Below are 23,446 nucleotides of genomic sequence, written 5' to 3'. Positions count from 1 at the left end.
TACCCGAGGGACGGACAGGTGTCCATACCGACCGGTCGGCATTCGTCCGCATTCATCCGACTGTCGCGAGCGCCGCATAGCCGATTCCCGTCTCGGCGGTGGCCCACAGGGCGGCGGCGACCGTGCTGTAGGGCGCGATGCGGTGGTAGGGGAGGCGGGTGGCGCCGGCGAGGTGCGGGGTGAGGGTGCGGAGCACCGGGATGAAACGGGCCACGAAGACGGCTCTGCCGCCGCGGCGGTCCATCAGGGTGTCGGCCCGCCGCCAGGTCGCGGCCGGGACCCGGCTGCCGAACCTGCCCGTGCGCAGACGGTCGCCGAGCAGGGTTCCGGTGCGGTGGGCCAGGAAGTCACCGGTCACCGCCGCGGCCGTGGCGGACCCGATGACGAGGGTCAGGCTCACCTGTCCGGTACGGGCCAGCGCCCCCGCCGCCAGCAACAGGCCGAGGCTGGGGACGAAGGCGCCGAGCAGCAGGACGGACTCGGCCAGGACCGCGGCTGCCAGCACCGCATAGGCGGCGGTGGCGGGGAGCCGGCCGAGGAGGTCCGACGGGACGGTCACCGGCCGGTTCCGGTCGCGGCACGCTCGGGCCGGCGCGGACGCGGGCCCTGGTCCGACGGCTCCGGGCGCCGCAACTGCCAGACCCGGGCCGGCGGAAGGTTCGCCCACACCGACCAGCGGCCGGTGGCGTACCGGCGCTGGTAGGCGGCCATGACCTCCTCGACGGCACGGTGCCTCCGGGTTTCCGCGCGGGTGGACAGCAGGGTGCGGGCGTGCCGGGTGCCCAGGTAGGCGAAGTAGGTCAGGGTGCCGCCGGGGTGCAGCAGCTCCAGGTAGCGGGCCATGATCGCTTCGACGCCGTCAGGGGTGAAGTTGGTCAGGGGCAGACCGGAGACGATCACGTCGTAGCGCTGTTCGCCGGGGAGGTCCTCGACGTAGGAGCGGTGGACGCGGACCCGCTCGGGCTCGCCGGCCAGGTGCGGGTGGGTGTCGACGAGCCGGCGCAGCCGGTCGGCGAAGCGCGGGTTGGCCTCGACGACGTCCAGGCGGCTGCCCGGGTGCAGTTGGGGTATCAGGGCGCGGGTGACCGCGCCGGTCCCGGCGCCCGCCTCCAGTACGGTCAGCGGCCCTGGGGCCAGGGTGCGCACCGGGTCGGTCAGCGCACGGGCGAGGGCCTTGCCGCTGGGGGCGACGGCGCCGGTGGTGCGCGGATCACGGGCGGCTTCGGTGAGGAACGTCCAGTCCATGGGTCGGAGAGCCATGGTTGTGACGCTAGGAATCCGGCCGGGCCCGGAGATCATGCGTTGTGCGGCCGTCTTCTCCTACGAAAGTAGGGGGTAAAGGGGGGACTGAGGTCGGACGGCGGGCGGACCGTGGCCGCCTAGGATCCGAAGAGTGAAACGGAGAGAAGGGTTCCGGTGGGGCGTCTTCGGGCGCTGGTGCCTGGTCCTGCTGCTGACCGCCCTCGCCGTGCTGAACAGTGCCACCACCGCCGGTGGCCGGTATCTGATCCCGGCCACCGTCGCGGCGGTGCTGTGCGGGGCGGCCCTGCTGGTGCGGCGGCTGCCCTGGTACGCCGCGGCCGGGCTCACCACCGTGGCGACCGGGCTGTGGGGATGGCCTCTGCTGGTGCTGCTGCTCGTCGCACTGTTCGACCTGGCGTCGCAGCGGCGTGCCCGGGCGGCGCTGGGCTGTGCCGCGACCGCGCTGGTCGCCAACCTGCTCATCCCTCCGGCGGTCTCACTGTGGACCCCGCAGCGGTACGGCTCCACGCTGTTCGTGCTGCTGGCCCTGGTGGGCGGGCTGTGGGTGGGCAACCGGCGCCGGCTGCTGCGGGCGCTGGGCGACCAGGTCGAGCATCTGCGGATCGAGCGGGCGTTGCGCGAGGAGGCCGCCCGGGCCGCCGAGCGGTCCCGGATCGCCGCGGAGATGCACGACGTACTGGCACACCGCCTGAGCCTGATCGCCCTGCACACGGGTGTCCTGACGACCAGGAGCGAGCCGCTGCCCGAGCCGGTCGTGGAACGCCTGACCCTGCTGCGTACCGCCTCCACCGAGGCCCTGGCCGATCTCCGCGACGTCCTCGGAGCCCTGCGCGATCCCGGGTCCGAGCCCGTCGAAACCGCTCCCGTCCCCGTCCTGCGCGATGTGGACGAGCTGGTCGAGCAGGCGCGGGCAGCGGGGCAGCAGGCCGAGTTGGAGAGGGACGGGCCGCCCGAGGACGCTCCCGCGGCGCACCGGCTGGCGGTCTACCGTCTCGTGCAGGAAGCGCTGACCAACGCCCGCAAGCACGCCGGAGGCGCCCCGGTGCGCGTCCGCATCGCCTACCGGCCGCCCGCCACCACCGTCGAGGTCACCAACGCCCCCGGCAACCCGGCCGCCCACGCCGTGGCCTCCGGTTTCGGACTGGTCGGGCTGCGCGAGCGGGTCACCGCCCTCGGCGGCGACCTGTATGCCGGGCCGAACGGGGCCGGCAGCTGGCGACTCTCCGCCCGCATCCCCCACCCCGCCGCACCCGCCGAGTCCACCAAGTCCCCCGAGCAGAACGGCACCCCCGCATGATCCGCGTCCTGATCGCCGACGACGACGCCCTGGTCCGCCTGGGCCTGGCCGACCTCCTCGACGGGGACGCGGGCATCGAGGTGGTCGCCCAGGCGTCCGACGGACTGCACGCCGTCGAGCAGGCCACCGCGCACCGCGCCGACGTCGCCCTGGTCGACGTCCGCATGCCCCGCATGGACGGCATCACGGCCACCGCCCGTCTGCGCGCCCTGCCCCACCCGCCGAGGGTGATCACGCTGACGACCTTCGATCTCGACGAGTACGTCTACGACGCCCTCGCGGCCGGGGCCGACGGCTTCCTCCTGAAGGACACCGACCCGGCCGAGATCCTGCGCGCCGTCCACCTCGTCGCCGCCGGCTCGGCGATGCTCCACCCCAGCGCCGCCCGCCGCCTCATCGACCGCTACCACCGGTCGGGCGGGCCGCGGGCGACCGCCGCCCGGGCCGGGCTCGACCGGCTCACACCCCGGGAACGCGACGTGCTGGCCCTGCTCGCCCAGGGCGAGACCAACGCCGACGTCGCCGCCCGGCTCGGCATGCGCGAGAGCACCGTCAAGGCCCACGTCAGCCGCATCCTCACCGCGCTGGAGGTCACCAACCGGGTCCAGGCGGCCCTGCTGGCCCGCGACGCCGGCCTCACCGCCTGAAGTCCCCGGCCCGCGTGGCCTGTTCCGCTGCTGCCCGCCGCCGGGCCCTCTTCCCTTGCACGCCGGTTCACGGCTGAATACGACCGTTGCACGCACCACCCCTGCACCACCCATGCCTTGTCACCGACGACACCCTGGGAGCAGCAGCATGTGCGACGACAACCACGGCGGGCTCGCCCGACGCGCTCTGTTCGTGACGGGAGCCGCCGCCGCGCTTACGTTGGGAAGCGTGAGCTTCGCCGCAGCCGCCGAGGGCGGTCAGGAGAGCAGAACCGTGCGGGGCACCCTGCCGCCCGGCTCCCCCGACTTCGTGTACGTGCCCGTCGAGGTCCCAGCCGGCGTCCGGGAGATCAAGGTCGCCTACACCTATGACCGGCCGTCCGTCCCGGCGGGCACGACCGGCAACGCCCTCGACATCGGCGTCTTCGACGACCGCGGCACCGAACTCGGCGGCCGGGGCTTCCGGGGCTGGTCCGGCGGGGCGCGCACCGAGTTCTTCCTCCGCGCCGACGACGCGACGCCCGGCTATCTCCCGGGCCCGGTGCGCGAGGGCACCTGGCACATCGCGCTCGGCCCGTACACGGTCGCCCCGCAGGGCCTGTCGTACGAGATCACGATCACGCTGACCTACGGCGAGCCGGGCGAGGCCATCGAGCCGGTCTATCCGCCGGAGCGGGCCAAGGGGCGGGGGCGTGCCTGGTACCGGGGCGACTGCCACCTCCACTCCTGGTTCTCCGACGGCCGTCGCACCCCCGCCGAGATCGGGGCCCTGGCGCGGGCGGCGGGGCTGGACTTCATCAACTCCTCCGAGCACAACACGCACTCGGCGCACGCCCACTGGGCGGATGTGGCCGGGGACGACCTGCTGGTCATGCTGGGCGAGGAGATCACCACGCGGAACGGGCACGTGGTGGCGCTCGGCACCGACCCGGGCACCTTCGTCGACTGGCGCTACCGTGCCCGCGACAACCGCTTCGGCCGGTTCGCCCGCCAGATCCGGCGCGCCGGGGGCCTGGTCGTCCCGGCCCATCCGCACGCCACCTGCGTCGGCTGCAACTGGAAGTTCGGCTTCGGCGAGGCGGACGCGGTGGAGGTGTGGAACGGCCCCTACACGCCCGACGACGAGGTGACGCTGGCCGACTGGGACAGCATGCTCGTGGCGTCCGTACGGGACGGGCGTGACTGGATCCCCGCGATGGGCAGCAGCGACGCCCACCGCGACCCGGACCCCGTCGGCAGCCCCCAGACGGTCGTCCTGGCCGACGACCTGACCCGCCGGGCGATCCAGGAGGGCATCCGGGCCGGACGGTCGTACGTCGCCGAGTCAGCCAAGCTCTCGCTGTCGTTCCGGGCGTCCGGCGGACGCGGCGAACACGCGGGCATCGGCGAACGCCTCGCCGTCGGCCGCGACACCCCGGTCACCGTCCGCCTGGAGGTCACCGGCGCCCCACGCTGCACGGTCCGCTTCGTCACCGACCAGGGCGTCCTGCACACGAGCGCGCCGCTTCCGGTGGCCGGGGCGGGGGTCGTGGAGTGGCGTACGACGCCGTCGTACGCGGCCTACGTACGGGCCGAGGTGCGGCACGAGGCGGCGGCGGGGCCGATCCCCGGGCCGCTGGCGGCGTTCACCAATCCGGTGTTCCTGGGGCGCTAGCCACGCCGCACCACGTACTCGAACAGGTCGGGGCTCCAGCGGCTCATCATCGCCTCGAGCAGGTCCTCGACTCTGGCTCCCAGTTCCTTCAGCAGCCGGTCGAACAGGGAGAGGTCGCCGTCGGCCCCGAAGTACATCATCACGGCGACCGCTCCCACCAACCTGTCGTCGGCCTCCTCGACGAGGAACCCGAACAGGTCGCGGAGCGCCCGTTCGTCCAGTTCTCGCAGGCCCCGGTGGAACCGCTGGGCCACGGGGGCGGCGGGCCTGAGCTTCGGGCTGTCCTGGCGGCTGACCCGCACCATGACGGTCCCGGCCATGCCGCTCAGACCGGCTCCGATCAGCCCCGCCGTCACATGGAACGGGAAGCCCGGGTCGACGGCGACGCGATAGGGCGCGGCCACCGCTCCGATGGTGAGGTGGAGCCCGGCGCCGGACGGCTCCCCGCCCGTCAGGGCCGCGGTGATCAGGCCCAGGGCTTCGGCCGGTGTGGTCGCGCGCCGCACCGCCGCGGCCAGCATCCGGTCACTCAACGAGCCGCTGGGCCCCTCGAGGTTCGACACCTCCTGGTAGTAGCCGGCGACATTGCTCTCCGTGATGCGGGACGCCACCGCCGTCACCCACGCGTCCTGGACCGTCGTCTCGCCCAGCACCGCTCCCGGCGGGCCCGAGGCTTTGGCCAGCAGCTCCGCGGCGATCCGCACGACGTCCCGGGCGGGGCGCAGGCGGCCGACGTCGGAGACCAGCGCGCTCACATGCTCCCGGTCCTTCCGCTGCGCCAGCCACGCCATGAGGTCCAGCACCTCGTCCATCGGCCGCGACCACGCCGCCTCCGTCAGATCCCGCGACGCCTCGGGAAAGTTCTCCTCTTCCCACATCCGCAGCAACTGGCCCTTGAACACCTCCAGCGGGATCGCACCCGCCGGCCCGCGCTCCGCCAGTTCCTCCTCCAGGCGCAGCACCCGCTCCCGCAGCTCGCGGCTGTGCTCCTCCGCCTCGGAACGGAGGCGCTCGGCCTCCTGAAGGTCCCTCTTCAGCTGCGCGATCTCGCGTAACAGCACCTCACGCGAAGCCGACAGGGATGCCTGCTCCCTGCTCAGCTCGCCCCGCCCACCGGCGGCATCGGCCCGCTCGGCACTCCAGTCCAGCTGGAGCTGGGCCAGATCCCTGGCGGCGTCATGGGCCTGCGCCTCCCGCTGCCGCAGCAGCAGGTGCAGGGCCTCGACATTGCGGTTCGCCCGCTCGGTGTCACGCCGGGATCTCGCCAACTCCCCGCGCAGACTCTCCAGTCGGAACTCGGAGGGGTCGGTCTCCTTCAGCGCCGTGAGCCACTTGGCGTGGATCGCGTCCCTGGCCGCCGGTGTGACGGAACCACCGCGTTCGGTCTCGACCTCGGAGATCAGCTGCTCGATGAAGTGCTTGGTGGGCATCCGCCGGCCGCCGAATGCGCGCGAGACCACCGACGGATCGAGGTTGATCCGCTTCGCGTACTGCCGCTGGCTGATGCCCAGCGTGTTGAACAGGTCCCTCAACATGGTGCCGAGCTCGGCAAGTTCGGGGACCTCACCGCGTTCGATCTCCGAAGAATCCCCGGAATTGCGGGCCACAACGGTCAAGGCGTCCCCCCGAAGTGTTGACTCGGTCCTGGCATCATGGTGCGCCTTTCGCAACGTACCCGACAGGACGGAGGGTTCCGGCATCGATCGCTCGCCGGCTCGAAGCCGCGACTCGAAGGGAACCCCCACATGCCTACCCGCTGGACCGGTCTCCTCGTCGGCGCCCGCTGGGCGCAACGCGTCCTGCTCGTCCTGGGCGCGCTCGTACCCGTGCTCGTCGTGACCCTGGCGTTCGTGCCCGCCTTGATCCTCCTGCCGTTCCTCCGGTCGCGTACGGCGCACGCGCTCACGATGGTCGGCCGGCTGGCGGCCTGGACCCGTGCGCTGCTGGTGGCCAGCCGGGAGCGGTGATCAGATGGACACCCTGCCCTGCCCGCGCCTTCGCGTGAAGGAGATCCCTGACGATGTCCCGCCTCGCCGACATCAGGTTCCGTGGCGCCACGGCCTTCCAGCGCCGTATCAACCCGCTCCTGCGCCGCCTCCCCCTCCAGACGGTCATCGAGACCAAGGGCCGCGTCTCCGGGCTGCCCCGGCAGACGCCGGTGGGGGGCCGGCGCCTCGGGGACGCCTTCTGGCTGGTGTCGGAGTTCGGTGAGCGGTCGCAGTACGTCCGCAACATCCAGGCCGATCCGCGGGTGCGGGTGCGGATCCGGGGGCGGTGGCACACGGGGACCGCCCATCTGGTGCCGGACGACGATCCGGTGGCGCGGCTGCGGCGGCTGCCCCGCTTCAACGGCCTGGGGGTGCGGGCGTTCGGGACGAATCTGCTGACGGTGCGGGTGGATCTGGACGGCTGAGAGGCGTCAGCCCGGCCAGACGATCGCCTGCACCTCGCTGTACGCGTGCAGGGCGTACGAGCCGACGTCCCTGCCGACCCCACTCTGCTTGAAGCCGCCGAAGGGGGCCTCCATGTTGCGGCCGACGGTGTTGACCCCGACCCCGCCGGCCCGCAGCCGCCGCGCCACCCGGAAGGCTCGGGCCACGTCCCCCGACCAGACGTAGTCGATGAGGCCGTAGTCGGTGTCGTTGGCCAGTTCCACACCCTCCTCCTCGTCCTCGAAGGGAATGACGACCACCACCGGGCCGAAGATCTCCTCGCGGGCCACGCGCATGTCGTTGGTGCAGTCGGCGAGGAGGGTCGGGGCGATGTAGAAGCCCGTGGGGAGGGTGGGGCGTTCACCGCCCGCGACGATCACCGCGCCTTCCTTGCGGCCCAGTTCGATGTACGCCTCCACGCGGTCCCGGTGCGCCGCCGAGATCACCGGCCCGACCACCGTGTCCGGCTCCCTCGGGTCACCGACCTTCAACCGTCGTGCGTAGGCGGCCAGTTGCTCGACGAGACGGTCGTACACCCCGCGCTGCGCCAGCACCCGCGTCGGTGCCGTGCAGATCTGGCCACTGTAGAAGGAGAAGGTGGTCCCGATCCCGGCCACGGCCGAGCCGAGGTCCGCGTCGTCGAAGACGACCGCCGCGCCCTTGCCGCCCAGTTCCATCAACTGCCGTTTCATACCGCGCCCGCACACCTCGGCGATGCGCTGCCCGACCGCCGTCGAGCCGGTGAAACTGACCATGTCGACGTCCGGCGACTCCACGGCCGCCTCACCGACCTCCGTACGCGACCCGCTGACCACGTTCACCACGCCCGGCGGCACGCCCGCCGCCTCCAGTGCCTCCGCCATCCGGTAGACCGACAGCGGGTCCTGCGGGGCCGGTTTCACCACCACCGTGTTGCCCATGGCGAGGGCCGGGGCGATCTTGCCGGCCGGGTTGGCCCAGGGGTTGTTGTACGAGGTGACGCAGGTGACGACCCCGACGGGCTGGCGGACCGCCAGTGCGCCCATCACCCCCGCCCTGCCCATGGGTCCGGCCTCGTTGATCTGGGGCGTGATCGCCCACTCGGCGGGCTCCACGCGCGCGTAGCGCCGGAAGCGGGCGGCGGCGACCCCGACCTGCAGGGCGCGTGCGGTGGCCGTGGTCGCGCCGGTCTCGGCCCGGGCCAGCTCCGCGTACTCCCCGATACGGCCGGCGATGATCCCCGCCGCCCTGCCGAGGACCGCCGCCCGTTCCTCCGGCGAGGTCCGCGACCACGGCCCGAAGGCCTCGCGGGCCGCGGCACAGGCCGCCAGCACCTGATCCCGCGAGGCCTCCGGCGCCCACCCGACGGTCTCCTCGGTCGCCGGATCGATCACCGCGTAGTGCCCGCCGTCCGGCTCCGCCCAGGAGCCACCGACGAACAACGACTGCCGTGCCGTCGCCCCTGCCGTCACACCTGCCGTCACCTGGTACTCACCGTCTCCGTGTCCCGACCGGACCGCAGTACGCGCCCCGGTACCGCACCCGTCACCACGTCGTCCCGGATCGCCTCGACGCCGTTGACCCACACGGCCCGTATGCCGAGCGCACTGGAGTCCAGCCGGGGGCTGTCGCCCGGCAGGTCGTGCACCAGGGTGGCCGGGCCCGCGTCGATGCGGTCCGGGTCGAACAGGACCAGGTCCGCATGCCAGCCCTCCCGCACCCGCCCCCGCTCCCGCAGGCCGAAGAGCCGGGCCGGGTCGTCGGTCAGCATCCGCACCGCCTGCTCCAGACCGACCAGCTTCCGGCCCCGCAGACAGTCCCCGAGGAACCGCGTCGTGTACGGCGCCCCGCACATCCGGTCCAGATGGGCGCCCGCGTCGGACCCGCCGAGCAGCACGTCCTCGTGCTGCCAGGTCTCTGCCCGCAGCGCCCAGGACGCCGGGTCGTTGTCGGTCGGCATCGGCCACAGCACCGTACGCAGATCATCGGCGGCGCAGATCTCCACCAGGCACTCGAAGGACTCCTGGCCGCGCTCCTCGGCGATGTCCTTCACCACGCGCCCGGTCAGCCCGTCGTTCGCGTCGCTGTAGGTGTCGCCGATGACGTACCGCCCGAAGTTGGAGAGCCGCCGGAAGACGCCCGCCTCCTTGGACGTGGCCCGGCGCAGCAGCTCCGCCCGCACGGCCGGATCGCGCAGCCTCTCGATCCGCTCGGGCACGGGCAGCGCGAGCACCGGCCCCCACCCGGGGATCAGGTTCAGCGCGCAGAACGTCCCCAGCGACATGTTCATCGGCGTGAGGATCGGCATGGTCAGCGCCACGACCCGGCCGCCCGCCTTCCGCGCCTGCTCACTCGCGAGAAGCTGCCGGGGCACGCGCTCGGGAACGGACGCGTCGACCGTCAGCACGTTCCAGTTCAGCGGCCGCCCCGCCACCGCGCTCATCTCCACGAACAGATCGATCTCGGCGTCGCTGAACTGATCCAGACAGCCCGCGACGATCGCCTCGATCTGTGTCCCCTCGTGCTCACCGACGGCCCGCGACAGCGCGAGCAGTTCGGCCGGCCCGGCATGCCGGGAGGCCACCGGCTGCCCGTCGCCGTCGGAGTGGCTGGTCGACTGGGTGGTGGAGAACCCCCAGGCCCCGGCGTCCATGGCCTCGCGCAGCAACCGCACCATGCCGGCGAGCTGCTCCGCACTCGGCTGCCCGCCCACCGCCTCCGGCCCCATCACATACCGCCGCAGCGCGCAGTGCCCCACCATGAACCCGGCGTTGACCGCGATCCGCCCCTCCAGGGCGTCCAGGTACTCCCCGAAGGAATGCCAGTTCCACGGCGCCCCCTCCTCCAACGCCACCAGCGCCATGCCCTCGACCTTCGACATCATGCGGCGCGTGTAGTCGGCGTCCTCGGGGCGGTCCGGGTTCAGCGGCGCGAGCGTGAACCCGCAGTTCCCACCCGCGACGGTGGTGACGCCGTGGTTGAGCGAGGGCGTGGCGTACGGGTCCCAGAAGAGCTGGGCGTCGTAGTGGGTGTGGGGATCGACGAATCCGGGCGCGAGGACGAGACCGGCGGCGTCTTCGGCCGACCGGGCTTCCTCGCCGACCGCCCCGACGACGGCGATACGCCCGTCCTGGATGCCCACGTCGGCGGTAAAGGCGGGCGCACCGGTCCCGTCCACGACAGTCGCGCCCTTGATGACGTGATCGAGCATGACCACTCAACTCCTCTGAGTCCGTTGCCTTTTCTTGGGGGCGCGGGGAACTGCGCGACCGGCCCCCACGAACCCGCACTCGCCAACGACGCTCAGGCCCCTTGACGGAACCGCGAAGTCCGATGCACAGGATCCGTATCGATCTTCGGAATCACGTACTCCCCGACCAACCGAATCGTCTGCAACGTCTCCTCCTTCGGCACCCCCACCGGTAACCCGAAACTCAACTGATCCGCCCCGGCCCGCTCCCACCGCTCACACTGCCGCAGCACCTCATCGGGATCCCCGCAGATCAGCAGCTCCTCCTCGATGAGCACCTCCACGAACTCCTCGGTGTACTCCGGCAGCGTCTCGGGCCACACCGGGAACCCCTCGGGCCGGGGAAACGTGTCGTGGTACCGGAACACCAGCGAGGGCAGATAGTGCAGCCCCCCGCTCGCCGCGATCCGCACAGCCTCCGCATGGGTCGGCGCACAGATCGCCGTGGTCGTCACCATGACGTTGTCGTTGACGAAGTCACCCACCGGCTCCGCGTCCACGATCGCCGACTTGTACTGCTCCAGCACCCACTCCATGTCGGAGACCTTCTGCACGCTGAAGCCGAGCACACCGAGCCCCTTCTTCGCGGCCATGGCGTACGACGGCGGCGACCCGGCCGCGTACCACATCGCCGGGTGGGACTTCCCGTACGGCTTCGGCAGGATCTTCCTCGGCGGCAGCGACCAGTGCTTGCCCTGGAAGCCGGGGTACTCGTCCTGGAGCCACATCTTGGGGAACTCGGCGATGGTCTCTTCCCAGAGTTCCTTGGTGTGGTTCATGTCGGTGATCCCCGGCAGGAACCCGAGGATCTCGTGCGACCCGGCCCCGCGCCCGCTGCCGAACTCGAACCGCCCCTCGCTGAGATGGTCGAGCATGGCGACCTTCTCGGCGACCTTCACCGGGTGGTTGACCGGCGCGAGCGGGTTGAAGATCCCGGAGCCGAGATGGATCCGCTCGGTGGCGTGTGCCAGGTACCCGAGGAAGACGTCGTTGGCGGAGAGGTGCGAGTACTCCTCCAGGAAGTGGTGCTCGGAGGCCCAGGCGTACTTGAAGCCGGACTGGTCCGCCTGGATGACGTACTCGGTCTCCTCCATCAGCGCCTTGTGCTCGGCGAGCGGGTCGGTCTCGGCCCGCTTGCCGACGTATCCCTGTACGAAGATGCCGAATTCCAAGGAGTTCACCGCCCCAGGACTAATTCTGACGATCCGTCAGATGCGTGCCTCCGACTGTTCCACCGGCCCCCGGGAGCGTCAATAGCTGACGTGGCGTCAGATGATGACGTCAGACAACGGTCACCCCGGCCAGCCACCCACCGTCGATCACGAACGGCTGCCCCGTGATGTACGACGAGTCCTCCGAGGTCAGGAACAGGGCGAGCCTGGCCACCTCCTCCGGCTGCCCGACCCTCCCCAGCGGCACGAGCTTGCGGTAGAGCCGGTCGAGGCCCTTCGCCGTCTCCTGCAGATCGGCGCCCGCGTCCAGCCGGGCCGGGTTGGACATCGCCGTGTCGATGGCGCCCGGGCAGACGGCGTTGACGCGTATCCCCCGCCCGGCCAGCTCCAGCGCGGCGACCCGGGTCAGCCCGACCACGGCATGTTTGGTCGCCGCGTAGGAGCCCACGGCGGCCATCCCGGTCAGGCCGGTGTAGGAGGCGGTGTTGACGATCGTGCCCCCGTCGGCCATCTCCGGGGCGACCGCCCTGATGCCGAGGAAGCAGCCCACCTGGTTGACCTGGACGACCTGCATGAACTCGTCGAGGGGTGTGTCGAGGAGGGAGTTGAAGCGCAGGATGCCGGCGTTGTTCACGAGCCCGTCGACATGGCCGTACGCCTCCTTGGCGGCGGCGACGGCGGCCTGCCAGTCGTCCTCCCGGCCCACGTCGAGATGGACGTACCGGGCACCGATCTCCTTCGCGAGGGCCTCGCCCTGGTCGTCCAGTACATCGGCGACGACCACCCGCGCCCCCTCGGCCGTGAACAGCCGGGCCTCCTGCTCGCCCTGGCCGCGCGCGGCGCCGGTGACGATGACGACCCGTCCGTCGAGCTTGCCCATGGCTCTCCTCACAGGTGGGGGGCGACCTCGGCGCCGAACGCCGCGATCTGGTCGGTGAGTTCGGTCCGGCTCCGGCTGCGGAACCGCACCTGGATCTGGTGCACGCCCATCGCCCGATAGGCGCGGAGCGACTCGGCGAGTTCTTCCGAACCCCCGGTGAGGGTCCTGCGACCCACGTCCCAGCCGGGCTCGCCGACGTACAACGGCTCGGTGATGGCGCCCACGGTGAAGGGACCCTGCACACCCGCCCGTTTACGCAGTTCGCGGATCCTGGCGATCTGCGCGGGCAGCCGGTCCCTCGGATCCCCCTGCGGCAGCCAGCCGTCGCCCTTGAGCGCGGCCCGTCGTACGGCGGCGGGCGAGGAGCCGCCGACCCACAGGGGAACGCGGTCCTGCGCCGGGCGGGGCCGCTGGCCGAGTCCCTCGAAGTCGTACAGCTTGCCGTGGTGTTCGGGGAACTCCTCGGGTCCGAGGGCGGCGCGCAGGGCGTCGAGGCTCTCGTCGAGCACGGCCCCGCGCTGCCGGAAGTCCACGCCCAGGGCCTCGAACTCCTCCTGCACGTGCCCGGCACCTACCCCGAGGACCAGGCGCCCGCCACTGAGGTGGTCGAGGGTGGCGTACTGCTTGGCGGTGAGCAGGGGGTGGCGCAGCCCGACGATCGCGACATGGCTGAGCAGTCGGACGCGTTCGGTGGCGGCGGCCAGGAAGGAGAGCGTGGCGACGGGGTCGTACCAGATGGTGCTCATCGCGGCGGCCAGCCGGCGCGGGATGCCGACGTGGTCACAGCTCGCGAGGTAGGCGAAGCCGGACCGGTCGGCGGCGCGGGCGATGTGCAGCAGGTCCTCGGGACCGGCCTCCGCCTCCCACGGCTCGGCGTAGAGGGTGCTCTGCGACTGGACGGGAAGCTGCATCCCGTACCGCAGACTCACCGCGCACCACCGCCGCCACCGCCCGGGCCCGGCCACAGCCCCTCGTCGGTGAGTCCGAGCAGCTCGATGGCGTTCCCCCGCACGATCCGCTCCACGACCTCCGGCTCCAGATGCCCCATCTGCGCCTCGCCGACCTCGCGGGACTTGGGCCAGGTGCTGTCGGAGTGCGGGTAGTCGGTCTCGTAGAGCACGTTGCCGACGCCGATGGAGTCGAGGTTGCGCAGCCCGAAGGCGTCGTCGAAGAAGCATCCGTAGACGTGCTCGGCGAACAGCTCCGACGGCGGCCGGTGCACCTTGTCGGCGACGCCGCCCCAGGCGCGGTTCTCCTCCCACACCACATCCGCCCGCTCCAGGATGTAGGGGATCCAGCCGATCTGCCCCTCGGCGTACATGACCTTGAGGCCGGGGAACCGCTCGAACTTGCCGCTCATCAGCCAGTCGACCATCGAGAAGCAGCAGTTGGCGTAGGTGATGGTGGAGCCGACGGCGGGCGGGGCGTCGGCGGAGGTGGACGGCATACGGCTGGAGGAGCCGATGTGCATGGCGATGACCGTGCCGGTCTCGGCGCACGCGGCGAGGAAGGGGTCCCAGGCGTCGGTGTGGATGGAGGGCAGCCCGAGGTGCGGCGGTATCTCGGAGAACGCGACGGCACGGGCCCCGCGGGCGGCGTTGCGCCGCACCTCGGCCGCCGCGAGCTCGGCGTCCCACAGGGGGATGAGGGGCAGGGGGATGAGCCGCCCGTGCGCGTCCGGGCCGCACCACTCCTCCACCATCCAGTCGTTGTAGGCGCGGACGCACAGCAGGCCCAGTTCGCGGTCCTTGGCCTCGGTGAACGTCTGGCCGCAGAAACGCGGGAAGGTCGGGAAGCACAGGGCGGACTGGACGTGGTTGACGTCCATGTCGGCGAGCCGGGCCGGGACGTCGTAGGAACCGGGCCTCATCTGCTCGTACGTGATGACTTCGAGGCGTATCTCGTCCCTGTCGTACCCCACGGCGGTGTCGAGGCGGGTCAGCGGCCGGCGGAGGTCTTCATAGACCCACCAGTCACCGACCGGACCGTCGTCGCCGGGCTGCCCCATCACGGGCTTGAAGCGCCCGCCGAGGAACGTCATCTCCTTCACGGGCGCACGGACGATACGGGGTCCGACGTCCCGGTACTTCTCCGGAAGCCGGTCCTGCCAGACGGTCGCGGGCTCCACGGTGTGGTCGTCCACGGAGATGATCAGCGGAAACGCGCTGTCGTGGGTGTCCATGGCGCTCACGGTAGCGCTGATCTGACGGGCCGTCAGCTATGTGGGAGAGGGTGACTGGAGCGTTCGGGCGCGGCCGCTCCCCAGCCACCTGGGCATTCCGGCGCCCTGTTGGCCCATGTGCTCCGACTCCCCCCCTCACCGCCCCAGGGCGACGAGGGCCGCCCGAATCTCCGAGATCATCCGGTCGGGCTCCCGGAACACGTCCTGGGCGGTAAAGCGCAGCGCACTGCGCACCTCGGGGCACTGGAGGACCTGATTGAAGCGGGAGACGTCCCTCCGGTGCGCCTCGCGGGTGCCGTGATAGGCGTAGCCCTCGATCTCGACCGCCAGCCCCTCACGCCGGAAGAGGAAGTCGAGGACGACCCGGCGACCGGCCGGGGTGAAAAGCTCGACCTGGCTCTCGGGCCGGAGGCCGGAGTCGGCCATGCGCAGGCGGGCGATGGTCTCGGCCGGTGACCCGGCCCGGGGATCGCACAGTCCGAGCCAACGGCGGGCCTTCGCCGACCCCTGCGAAGGGGCGGACAGTGCCGCCGCCACCGCGTCCAGTTTGGCGAGCGGCGCCCTGCGCGCCCCGCCGACCCGGCGGTAGGTCACCGCCGACTCCAGGGCGACGACCGCCTCGTCCCTCGCCAGTGAGCGAAGCAGATCGGTGAGGGTCCGTACGGGGCCTGTGACCCGCAGGCCGTACCGCAGCACCACGTCCCCGGGGTCGAGGAGCAACCGGCGTACGCGCACGTTCTGGGCCTTGCCCCGGAAGCTGAGGGCGGGGTCGATGAACTCCAAGGGCGCTTTCGCGGCCGCGGCGAGCGTCTCGATCCTCCAGAGCGCGGCAGCGGAGGAGTGACTCACGACGAGCCGCTGGTTGAGGAGTTGGACGGCCCTGAGCCGGGTGGGCAGATCCGCGGCTCGCCCCGGCTCCACCCAGGCCCCCGCCTGAAGCCGCCCCCAGCCCTCCGCCCGGAGAGCACGGGTGAGACTGCGCCGAGGCCAGCCGGACTCAAGCGCACGACAGGTGAGCAGCACACCGCCCTGCGCCAGCTCCCGCAGCGCCCTTCGTTCCTCCATGACGCCAAGATCGCAGGATTCCGGCGCGCCTTGGCGGCCTGTGGACAACTTCCGACCTGGCGGTCGGTTCCGGACATGCATCGGCCGCGACGGCTCCCCCTCCGCGCCGCCGCGGCCGAACCCCGTGTCGGTGTGGCTTACTTCGTCGGCTTGAAGGGCTCCGACGTGGCGTGCAGGTCCTTCGTCTCGAGCGGCTCGTCGGTGGCGTGCAGGTCCTGCTTCTTCACGGCACCCTCGTCCGTGGCGTGCAGGTCCTCCGTCGACAGCTCGCCGGCCTTCGCGTCCGTCGCGTGCAGGTCCTGCGGCTTGAGCTCGTCGCCCATGATCGTCAACTCTCCTTGGCGTGGGTCGAGTACTGAGGTCCGCGGCCCGCCCGGTCACTCCCCCGAGGGTGACCGGGCGGGCCCGCCTGGGCCGTTCACCCTAGTGTTGAGGTGCGAGGCCCAGTGCGGTGACCCGTCTGCCCCCCGACGCGACGGATCGACTGCGTCCATCATGGCGTGGGGCGATAAACGAACGATGAACGCGGCCGGCCGGCCCCGGGAGCTGCCGTCAGGCCGCCTGTACCGGGGACAGCAGCGCGCGCACCTCGGCGGCCTCGGGCGAGCCCAACTCCTCGTAGATCCCGGCCGCTTCCTGCCAGCAGACCTGGGCCCTGCCCGTCTGCCCGATGCCGCTGAGCGCGCGGCCGAGGACGGTGAGGACGTTGCCCCGCCGCCACTCCCCGCCGATGCCGCGGAGCACGGTGAGGGCCATCTCGGCGTTCGAGGCGGCCTGCGCGGGGCGTCGGGCGGCGAGGTCCAGCTCGGCCAGCCGGAACAGGCTCATGCCCTCCCAGAGGCGCTGCCTGCTGTCGCGGAACACCTCCAGCGCTTCCTGGAGCCGGTCGGCCGCGTTGCCCAGCTCACCGCTCTGGGTGAGGGCGAGGCCGAGGGCGTAGCGGGCGTTGGCCCCGCGCATGGAGTTGCCCATGCCGTCGTAGATGGCGATGCCCTCCTGGGCCAGCGCGACCGCGCTCTGGGTCCGCCCGGTCGCGAGATGGATCCGGGACAGGTTGCACAGCGCGGCGGCCTCGCCGGGCCGGTCGCCCAGGGCCCGGAAGTGCTCGATGGCCCGGGAGAGGTGTTCCTCTCCGTCCTGGTGCCGGTTCTGGTACAGCGCGATGATGCCGCGCGCGTTGCGGGCCCAGCAGACGGGCAGCAGGTCGTCGGCCTCGCGGGCGAGGAGGATGACCCGTTCCGCCTCCTGGTCCGCCTGCTCGAAGCGGCCGCTCACGTGGTGGACAGTGACGAGCGTCGTCAGCGCCCGGGCCTCCGCCCGCCCGAGGCCGTGCAGCCGGGCCGCGTCCAGGAGGGACGTGGCCGTCGCCTCGTACTCCCTGGAGTTGGCGCCCGACTCGGAGAGGTCGTGCGCGGCCCACAGCAGATCGATCGCCCGGGGGAGCGTCTCCGGCTGCCCCGCGGACTGCCGTACGCACGCGAGGACGCAGATGGCCTCCGCGTACAGCCAGTCCTGCGCGGCGTGCCGGTTGTCGAACCGCAGGCCCGGATAGGCGGTCGGCTCCAGATGGTCCACCAGCCGGTCACCGGGCCGCTCGATCGCGTACACCCCGGCCGCGGAGGAGAGGTAGAAGTCCAGCAGCCGCGACACCGCGGCCGTCCGCTCGCCCGGCGGCCACTCGTCGCGTTCCGCGCACGCACGCGCGTAGAGCCGAACCAGATCGTGGAAGCGGTAGCGGCCGGGGGCCGCCGATTCCAGCAGGGACGTGTCGACGAGGGACTCCAGGAGGTCCTCCGTGTCCTCGACGGGCAGGTCGAGGACGGCGGCCGCGGCCGGGAGGGACATGTCCGGGCCGTCGGCGAGGCCCAGCAGGCGGAAGGCGCGGGCCTGGGCGGGCTCCAGCTGGCCGTAGCCCAGCTCGAAGGTGGCCTTCACGGCCAGGTCGCCGGCCTGGAGTTCGTCGAGGCGGCGGCGTTCGTCGGCGAGCTTCGCGGCGAGGACCGACACCGTCCAGGTGCGGCGGGCCGCGAGACGGGACGCCGCGATACGGATCGCCAGCGGCAGGAATCCGCAGGCCGCCACCACGTCCAGGGCGGCCTTCCGCTCGGACGCCACCCGCTCCTCGCCCACGATCTTCGTGAACAGCGCCAGCGCCTCGTCCGGGGACATCACGTCCAGGTCGATCAGGTGGGCGCCCGCCAGGTCCACCATCCGCACCCGGGAGGTGACCAGCGCGGCGCAGCCGTCCGTGCCGGGCAGCAGGGGGCGGACCTGGGCGGCGTCGCGGGCGTTGTCCAGCAGCACCAGGACGCGGCGGCCGGCCAGGACCGAGCGGTAGAGCGCCGCGCGCTCCTCCAGGGAGTCGGGGATCGCCGAGTCGGCCGTGCCGAGGGCGCGCAGGAAGGAGCCGAGGACCGTCTCCGGGTCCGCCGACCGGGCGCCCGCGCCCTGGAGGTCGACGTACAGCTGCCCGTCCGGGAACGCCGTGCGCGCCAGGTGGGCCACATGCACGGCGAGGGTCGTCTTGCCCACGCCGCCGATCCCGGCCAGGGCCGAGACCGCCATGACCCGGCCCTCGGCGGCGGTCAGGATGTCGCCGAGCTCGCGGACGAAGCCGGAGCGGCCGGTGAAGTCCGGCACCGTCGCCGGCAACTGGGCCGGGCGCACCGGGACGGGGGCGGGCTCGGCGGCCGGGGAGGAGGGCTCGGCGAGGCCCGGGTCGGCCTGGAGGATGCGCTGCTGCAGCTCGCTCAGGCCGGGGCGCGGGTCCACGCCCAGTTCGTCGGCGAGCAGGCGCCGGGTGTCGGCGTACACCGCGAGGGCCTCCGCCTGACGGCCGCTGCGGTACAGCGCCAGCATCAGCAGCTCGCGGAGCCGCTCGCGCAGGGGATGGTCGGCGGTGAGGGCCGTGAGCTCCGAGACGGCCTCCGCGTGGCAGCCCTGCTCCAGGTCCATGTCCAGACGGGACTCGATGAGCTGGAGCCGCCATTCCTCCAGGCGGACGCGCTGCGACTCGGCGTACGGACCCGGTACGCCCGCGAGGGTCTCCCCGTCCCACAGGGCGAGGGAGCGCCGCAGGGTGTCGCGGGCGTGGCAGAGGTCGCCCGCCGACCGGGCCTTGTCCGCCTCGGTCGCGAGATCCTGGGCGACGGCCAGGTCGAGGGCGTCCTCGGCGAGGCCGCGTACCGCGTAGCCGCCGGACTCGCTGACCAGGACGCCCGGGTCCAGCACCTTGCGCAGGCGGGACGCGTACGTCCGCAGCGCCGCCAGGGCCTGCGAGGGCGGTTCCTCGCCCCACAGGGCGTCGATCAGCTCCGCCGCGGTGGCCGTACGGCCCTCACGCAGCAGCAGGGCGGCGAGCAGGGCGCGTTGCTGGGGGGAGCCGGTGGTGATCGGCTCGTCACCGCGCGAGGCGCGCACCGGTCCGAGCACGCTGAAGCGCAGCGTCGTCGAGGCCACCGGTTCCGCCACCTTCTGTGACGAGTCGGGACGCCGCTGCTCCGGTACGCGCGGCACACCGTCCGGTACACCGTCCATGCCATCCCCCTAGACATCCTGAGCAACGACGCCAGTCTGCCTTGTACACGGCGGATACGTCAGCTTCGGGGGACACCGATCACAGGGCGACGCACGGGGGTCCACAAAGTCCGCACAGTCTCTCCGCACATGGTTGACCAGCGGCCGCTTCCGCAGGGGAAGTTGGAGCGTTCGGGCGCGCAGGTGGGGCGGGGTGCCCAGGTCAGGAAGAGACGGGGCGCCCGGATGCTCCAGTCGGTGGTGTCGGCGCGACGCGCCCCCGTACGTCGCGCGATAGTGGGTTCGGCGGATCAACAGTCGGTTCGAACCTGAAGGCGGCCGCATGCCCGGCGAGCAACCCCACCTGTACGAGACCCTCGACGAGCGCTTCCGGACCGGCCGGTGTCAGGCCGGGGACTCGCGGCTGGAGGCGTTGTACGAGGGGTGTCGGTGGGCCGAGGGGCCCGTGTATGTGCCCGCGGGGCGGTATCTGCTCTGGAGCGACATCCCCAACGACCGGCTGCTGCGGTGGGACGAGACGACCGGGGCCGTCGGGGTCTTCCGCTCACCGGCCGGGTACCCGAACGGCAACACCCTCGACGGGCAAGGCCGGCTCATCACCTGTGAGCAGGGGAATCGGCGGGTGACCCGGACCGAGCACGACGGGTCGGTGACCGTGATCGCCGAGCGGTTCCGGGGGAAGCGGCTCAACAGCCCGAACGACGCCGTCGTGAAGTCCGACGGGTCGGTGTGGTTCTCCGACCCCGAGTTCGGGATCTCGAGCGACTACGAGGGGCATCGGGGCGAGAGCGAGATCGGCGCGCGGAACGTCTACCGCGTCGACCCGGGCAGTGGGGAGGTGCGGCTGGTGGCCGAGGGGTTCCAGGGGCCCAACGGGCTCGTGTTCGGCCCCGGCGAGCACCGGCTGTACGTGTCGGACAGCCTCGCCAACCACATCCGTGTCTTCGACGTCCAGGACGACGGGACCGGCCTGAGCGGTGGCGAGGTCTTCGCCGAGTGCGCCAACGGCAGCTTCGACAACATCCGGTTCGACGACGAGGGGCGGCTCTGGGCCGGCGCCATGCGCGGCGGGGTGCACTGCTACGACCCCGACGGCACCCTTCTCGGCCGGGTCCTGGTGCCCGGCACCGTCGCCAACATCCGCTTCGGCGGCGCCCGGCGGAACCGGATGTTCATCGCCGCCGACACCACCCTCTACTCCCTCGTCATGTCCGTCACCGGGACCCCGCCCCTGCCGCCCACCGGACCCTGAACCCGCAGCGCCCCCTTCACGACCTTCCCGCTCGCGTTCCTCGGCAGTTCCGTCACGAACTCCACCGTCCGCGGCACCTTGTAGTTCGCCATCTCCCGGCGTGACCAGGCGATCAGGTCGTCGCCCGTGACCAACGCGCCCGGCCGGCGGACGACATACGCCCTGCCGACCTCCCCGAGCCGGGCGTCCGGGACGCCGATCACGGCCACGTCCGCCACGTCCGGGTGGAGGCCGAGGAGCTGCTCGATCTCGGCGGGGTAGGCGTTGAAGCCGCCGACGATGAACATGTCCTTGAGGCGGTCGGTGATGCGCAGGTTGCCCTCGATGTCCAGGACGCCGACGTCGCCCGTGCGCAGCCAGCCGTCCGCCGAGAGCACCTCGGCGGTGGCCGGGGCGTCCTCGTAGTAGCCGGTCATGACGTTGAAGCCGCGGACCAGGACCTCGCCCGGGACATCGGGGCCCAGCGACCCGCCCTCGGGGTCCACGACCCGTACCTCCGTGCCGGGGATGGCCCGGCCCGACGTCGACGCGATCACCGTCGGGTCGTCGCCGCGCCGGCACATCGTGACGACGCCGCCCGCCTCGGAGAGGCCGTACGCGGTCAGGACCGTGCCGATGCCGAGTTCCGCGCGCAGCCGCTCGACGAGCCGCAGCGGCACCACCGCCGCCCCGGTCACCACCAGGCGCAGGGCGGAGAGGTCGTGCGCGTCACGGGACGGGTGGTCCAGGAGGGACTGGAGGAGGGTCGGGGGGCCGGGGAGTACGGAGACCCGTTCCGCGGCGATGTTGGCCAGGACCGTGTTCACGCCGAACACCGGCTGGGGGATCATCGTCGCGCCCCGCATCAGGCAGGCGATGACCCCGGCCTTGTAGCCGAAGGTGTGGAAGAACGGGTTGACGATGAGGTACCGGTCGCCCTCGGTCAGGCCCGCCAGCTCGCTCCAGATTTCGTAGGCCCGCAGCGTCTGGGCGTGGGTGATGACCGCGCCCTTGGGGCGGCCCGTCGTGCCCGAGGTGAAGATGATGTCCGAGGGCCAGGACGCCCGTACCGACCCCGCCCGGTCCCGTACGTCCGCCTGCCCGACCCCCTCCCCGCTCGCCAGGAAGTCCTTCCAGGTGAGGAAGTCGGCGGGGGCGTCGTCGGAGAGCACGACCACGCGCTCCAGGTCCGGCAGGCCGGGGAGTGGGCCGGTGCCCGGGCCCTCCCCCGCCGCTCGCCGCAGTGACGCCACGTACGAGGTGCCGAGGAACGTGCCCGTCACGAACAGCAGCCGCGCTCCACTGCGCCGCAGGACGTCCGCCGCCTCGGCGCCCTTGAAGCGGGTGTTGAGCGGGACGAGGACCCCGCCCGCCGACACCGCGCCCAGGGCCGCCACGATCCAGTCGAGGGTGTTGGGCGCCCAGATGCCGACCCGGTCGCCCGGGCGGACCCCATCAGCCAGGCAGGCCGCTGCCGCGCGCTCCACCCGTGCGCCCAGTTCCGCGTAGGTGATCCGGGTGCGGCCCTCGACGACCGCCTCGACGTCCGCGTACCGCTCGGCCGCCGACCGGACCAGGTCCGGAACGCTCTCCCATGCCGAATCCGCTCGCACAGCACGCCTCCCGAATCCCCGTAGCTGACTACCCGTCAGATTAGCTGTACCCTGACGGCCTGTCAGCAGCCCTTCAGCAGCGTGGAGGTGTGCGCATGGCCGGACTCAAGGACGCCACGGCGATCGTCGGCATCGGACAGACCCCCTTTGCCAAGCACCTCCCCGAGGACGAACGCACCCTGGCCTGCCGGGCCGTGCTGGCCGCGCTCGACGACGCCGGGATCGCGCCCGGCGAGGTCGACGCCCTCGCCTCCTACACCATGGAGGAGACGGACGAGGTCGAGCTGGCCAAGGCCTGCGGCTTCGGGGACCTCACCTTCTTCAGCAAGGTGGGGTACGGAGGCGGCGGTTCGTGTGCCACCGTCGCCCATCTCGCCGCCGCGATCGCGGCCGGGCAGGCGAGCGTGGGGGTCGCGTGGCGGTCGCGCAAGCGGGGCAGCGGACCCCGGCCCTGGACCAACACCACCGTCCAGCTCCCGACTCCGGCCCAGTGGACCCGGCCGTACGGGCTGCTCAGGCCCGTCGACGAGATCGCCATGCTCACCCGGCGCTACCTGCACGAGTACGGCGCCACCCGCGACCACCTCTTCAACGTCGCCCTGGCCTGCCGCAACCGCGCCAACCAGAACCCCGACGCGATCATGTACGAGCGCCCCCTCACCCGCGAGATGTACATGACGTCCCGCTGGGTCAGCGAGCCGCTCTGCCTCTTCGACAACTGCCTGGAGACGGACGGGGCGTTGGCCTGTGTGGTCGTCTCCGCCGAGCGGGCCCGGGACTGCCGGCGCAAGCCCGTCTACGTCCACTCCGCCGCCCAGTCGCTCCCCGCGCAGCACCACGGCATGGTCAACTACTGGAACGACGACCCCCTCACCGGCCCCGCCTGGAGCGCCGCCCGGCATCTGTGGAAGCACTCCGACCTGGCCCCCGAGGACGTGGACGTCGCCCAGATCTACGACGCCTTCACGCCCCTGGTGCTGCTCTCCCTGGAGGGCTACGGCTTCTGCGGGCGCGGTGAGGGCGGGGCGTTCACCGAGGGCGGGGCGCTGGAGACGGGCGGGCTGCTGCCCGTGAACACCGGTGGGGGCGGGCTGTCCGAGGCGTATGTGCACGGCTTCAACCTCATCAACGAAGGGGTGAAGCAGCTGCGCGGGACCAGTACCGCGCAGGTGCCGGGGGCGTCCACCTGTCTGGTCACGGCGGGTGAAGGGGTGCCGACCTCCGCCCTTCTGCTGAGGAGTTGA

Annotated in this window: 20 protein-coding genes; 7 read left to right on the top strand and 13 right to left on the bottom strand. The window is 72.2% G+C overall.

The genetic code is table 11. The annotated features are described in order from the left end of the window. Positions 1-52 precede the first annotated feature (52 nt). Positions 53-559 (bottom strand): DedA family protein, encoded by a 507-nt coding sequence (locus ACFT4A_RS13050; RefSeq protein WP_382828898.1) that lies wholly within the window; start codon positions 557-559, stop codon positions 53-55. After that, positions 556-1,260: a class I SAM-dependent methyltransferase gene (locus tag ACFT4A_RS13045; protein WP_382828896.1), complete on the bottom strand. Its 705-nt coding sequence runs from the start codon at positions 1,258-1,260 to the stop codon at positions 556-558. The genes ACFT4A_RS13050 and ACFT4A_RS13045 overlap by 4 nt, the downstream gene beginning before the upstream one ends. A 133-nt stretch (positions 1,261-1,393) precedes the next feature. On the opposite strand from ACFT4A_RS13045, the gene ACFT4A_RS13040 reads away from it, so the two are divergent. The 3 genes from ACFT4A_RS13040 (at position 1,394) to ACFT4A_RS13030 (ending at position 4,861) form a co-directional block, all read left to right on the top strand. Then, on the top strand, positions 1,394-2,560 hold the full coding sequence (locus ACFT4A_RS13040; RefSeq protein ID WP_382828893.1) for a sensor histidine kinase: 1,167 nt from the start codon (positions 1,394-1,396) through the stop codon (positions 2,558-2,560). Then, on the top strand, positions 2,557-3,207 hold the full coding sequence (locus ACFT4A_RS13035; RefSeq protein ID WP_382828890.1) for a response regulator: 651 nt from the start codon (positions 2,557-2,559) through the stop codon (positions 3,205-3,207). The genes ACFT4A_RS13040 and ACFT4A_RS13035 overlap by 4 nt, the downstream gene beginning before the upstream one ends. Before the next feature lie 148 nt (positions 3,208-3,355). Continuing rightward, a complete protein-coding gene (locus ACFT4A_RS13030; protein WP_382828887.1) occupies positions 3,356-4,861 on the top strand; it encodes a CehA/McbA family metallohydrolase in 1,506 nt (501 codons plus the stop codon). On the opposite strand, the gene ACFT4A_RS13025 is transcribed toward ACFT4A_RS13030, so the two are convergent. Further along, positions 4,858-6,477 carry a hypothetical protein gene (locus ACFT4A_RS13025; protein WP_382828884.1) on the bottom strand — a complete coding sequence of 540 codons (1,620 nt, stop codon included), beginning with the start codon at positions 6,475-6,477 and terminating at the stop codon, positions 4,858-4,860. The two genes, ACFT4A_RS13030 and ACFT4A_RS13025, sit on opposite strands and share 4 nt — an antisense overlap. A gap of 129 nt (positions 6,478-6,606) precedes the next feature. Between ACFT4A_RS13025 and ACFT4A_RS13020 the strand changes: the two genes are divergently transcribed. Together ACFT4A_RS13020 and ACFT4A_RS13015 are read left to right on the top strand one after the other, a co-directional pair. Beyond that, a complete protein-coding gene (locus tag ACFT4A_RS13020) occupies positions 6,607-6,828 on the top strand; it encodes a hypothetical protein (RefSeq protein WP_382828882.1) in 222 nt (73 codons plus the stop codon). Positions 6,829-6,881: 53 nt separating this feature from the next. Next, on the top strand, positions 6,882-7,274 hold the full coding sequence (locus tag ACFT4A_RS13015) for a nitroreductase/quinone reductase family protein (RefSeq protein WP_382828880.1): 393 nt from the start codon (positions 6,882-6,884) through the stop codon (positions 7,272-7,274). Positions 7,275-7,280: 6 nt separating this feature from the next. On the opposite strand, the gene ACFT4A_RS13010 is transcribed toward ACFT4A_RS13015, so the two are convergent. The 9 genes from ACFT4A_RS13010 to ACFT4A_RS12970 form a co-directional block, all read right to left on the bottom strand. Beyond that, positions 7,281-8,756 (bottom strand): aldehyde dehydrogenase family protein, encoded by a 1,476-nt coding sequence (locus ACFT4A_RS13010; protein WP_382828877.1) that lies wholly within the window; start codon positions 8,754-8,756, stop codon positions 7,281-7,283. Then, positions 8,753-10,483 carry an amidohydrolase family protein gene (locus ACFT4A_RS13005; RefSeq protein ID WP_382828874.1) on the bottom strand — a complete coding sequence of 577 codons (1,731 nt, stop codon included), beginning with the start codon at positions 10,481-10,483 and terminating at the stop codon, positions 8,753-8,755. The genes ACFT4A_RS13010 and ACFT4A_RS13005 overlap by 4 nt, the downstream gene beginning before the upstream one ends. Before the next feature lie 92 nt (positions 10,484-10,575). Continuing rightward, positions 10,576-11,694 (bottom strand): LLM class flavin-dependent oxidoreductase, encoded by a 1,119-nt coding sequence (locus tag ACFT4A_RS13000; RefSeq protein WP_382829118.1) that lies wholly within the window; start codon positions 11,692-11,694, stop codon positions 10,576-10,578. 109 nt (positions 11,695-11,803) lie between these two features. Continuing rightward, positions 11,804-12,574 carry an SDR family NAD(P)-dependent oxidoreductase gene (locus ACFT4A_RS12995; protein WP_382828871.1) on the bottom strand — a complete coding sequence of 257 codons (771 nt, stop codon included), beginning with the start codon at positions 12,572-12,574 and terminating at the stop codon, positions 11,804-11,806. 8 nt (positions 12,575-12,582) lie between these two features. Beyond that, complete coding sequence (locus ACFT4A_RS12990) at positions 12,583-13,485, bottom strand: LLM class F420-dependent oxidoreductase (protein WP_382828868.1); 903 nt, start codon at positions 13,483-13,485, stop codon at positions 12,583-12,585. A gap of 14 nt (positions 13,486-13,499) precedes the next feature. After that, a complete protein-coding gene (locus ACFT4A_RS12985; protein WP_382828865.1) occupies positions 13,500-14,756 on the bottom strand; it encodes an amidohydrolase family protein in 1,257 nt (418 codons plus the stop codon). A gap of 135 nt (positions 14,757-14,891) precedes the next feature. Then, positions 14,892-15,821, bottom strand: coding sequence for a hypothetical protein (locus ACFT4A_RS12980; protein WP_382828862.1), 930 nt, complete (start codon positions 15,819-15,821; stop codon positions 14,892-14,894). Positions 15,822-15,958: 137 nt separating this feature from the next. Continuing rightward, the gene (locus tag ACFT4A_RS12975; protein WP_382580118.1) at positions 15,959-16,144 is read right to left on the bottom strand and encodes a hypothetical protein; all 186 of its coding nucleotides are present in this window, start codon (positions 16,142-16,144) and stop codon (positions 15,959-15,961) included. Between the two features lie 229 nt (positions 16,145-16,373). Further along, positions 16,374-19,358 carry a BTAD domain-containing putative transcriptional regulator gene (locus tag ACFT4A_RS12970; protein WP_382828860.1) on the bottom strand — a complete coding sequence of 995 codons (2,985 nt, stop codon included), beginning with the start codon at positions 19,356-19,358 and terminating at the stop codon, positions 16,374-16,376. 322 nt (positions 19,359-19,680) lie between these two features. Between ACFT4A_RS12970 and ACFT4A_RS12965 the strand changes: the two genes are divergently transcribed. Further along, positions 19,681-20,610 carry an SMP-30/gluconolactonase/LRE family protein gene (locus tag ACFT4A_RS12965; RefSeq protein WP_382828858.1) on the top strand — a complete coding sequence of 310 codons (930 nt, stop codon included), beginning with the start codon at positions 19,681-19,683 and terminating at the stop codon, positions 20,608-20,610. Here ACFT4A_RS12965 and ACFT4A_RS12960 read toward each other — a convergent pair. Further along, a complete protein-coding gene (locus ACFT4A_RS12960) occupies positions 20,553-22,202 on the bottom strand; it encodes a FadD3 family acyl-CoA ligase (protein WP_382828855.1) in 1,650 nt (549 codons plus the stop codon). The two genes, ACFT4A_RS12965 and ACFT4A_RS12960, sit on opposite strands and share 58 nt — an antisense overlap. A 95-nt stretch (positions 22,203-22,297) precedes the next feature. Here ACFT4A_RS12960 and ACFT4A_RS12955 point away from each other — a divergent pair, with 95 nt between their 5' ends. Further along, positions 22,298-23,446 (top strand): lipid-transfer protein, encoded by a 1,149-nt coding sequence (locus ACFT4A_RS12955; RefSeq protein WP_382828852.1) that lies wholly within the window; start codon positions 22,298-22,300, stop codon positions 23,444-23,446.

This window comes from Streptomyces sp. NPDC057099, from assembly GCF_042671245.1.
GTDB lineage: Bacteria > Actinomycetota > Actinomycetes > Streptomycetales > Streptomycetaceae > Streptomyces > Streptomyces purpurascens.
This window is presented reverse-complemented; position numbering and strand designations above follow the sequence as displayed.

What these genes read in the sequence shown, in the direction of transcription:
- ACFT4A_RS12990 (WP_382828868.1), bottom strand. Translation starts at nt 13,485, where the DNA reads ATGCAGCTTCCCGTCCAGTCGCAGAGCACCCTCTACGCCGAGCCGTGG.
- ACFT4A_RS12980 (WP_382828862.1), bottom strand. Translation starts at nt 15,821, where the DNA reads ATGGAGGAACGAAGGGCGCTGCGGGAGCTGGCGCAGGGCGGTGTGCTG.
- ACFT4A_RS12995 (WP_382828871.1), bottom strand. Translation starts at nt 12,574, where the DNA reads ATGGGCAAGCTCGACGGACGGGTCGTCATCGTCACCGGCGCCGCGCGC.
- ACFT4A_RS13015 (WP_382828880.1), top strand. Translation starts at nt 6,882, where the DNA reads ATGTCCCGCCTCGCCGACATCAGGTTCCGTGGCGCCACGGCCTTCCAG.
- ACFT4A_RS12955 (WP_382828852.1), top strand. Translation starts at nt 22,298, where the DNA reads ATGGCCGGACTCAAGGACGCCACGGCGATCGTCGGCATCGGACAGACC.
- ACFT4A_RS12975 (WP_382580118.1), bottom strand. Translation starts at nt 16,144, where the DNA reads ATGGGCGACGAGCTCAAGCCGCAGGACCTGCACGCGACGGACGCGAAG.
- ACFT4A_RS12985 (WP_382828865.1), bottom strand. Translation starts at nt 14,756, where the DNA reads ATGGACACCCACGACAGCGCGTTTCCGCTGATCATCTCCGTGGACGAC.
- ACFT4A_RS12970 (WP_382828860.1), bottom strand. Translation starts at nt 19,358, where the DNA reads ATGGACGGTGTACCGGACGGTGTGCCGCGCGTACCGGAGCAGCGGCGT.
- ACFT4A_RS13005 (WP_382828874.1), bottom strand. Translation starts at nt 10,483, where the DNA reads ATGCTCGATCACGTCATCAAGGGCGCGACTGTCGTGGACGGGACCGGT.
- ACFT4A_RS13020 (WP_382828882.1), top strand. Translation starts at nt 6,607, where the DNA reads ATGCCTACCCGCTGGACCGGTCTCCTCGTCGGCGCCCGCTGGGCGCAA.
- ACFT4A_RS12965 (WP_382828858.1), top strand. Translation starts at nt 19,681, where the DNA reads ATGCCCGGCGAGCAACCCCACCTGTACGAGACCCTCGACGAGCGCTTC.
- ACFT4A_RS13045 (WP_382828896.1), bottom strand. Translation starts at nt 1,260, where the DNA reads ATGGCTCTCCGACCCATGGACTGGACGTTCCTCACCGAAGCCGCCCGT.
- ACFT4A_RS13035 (WP_382828890.1), top strand. Translation starts at nt 2,557, where the DNA reads ATGATCCGCGTCCTGATCGCCGACGACGACGCCCTGGTCCGCCTGGGC.
- ACFT4A_RS13030 (WP_382828887.1), top strand. Translation starts at nt 3,356, where the DNA reads ATGTGCGACGACAACCACGGCGGGCTCGCCCGACGCGCTCTGTTCGTG.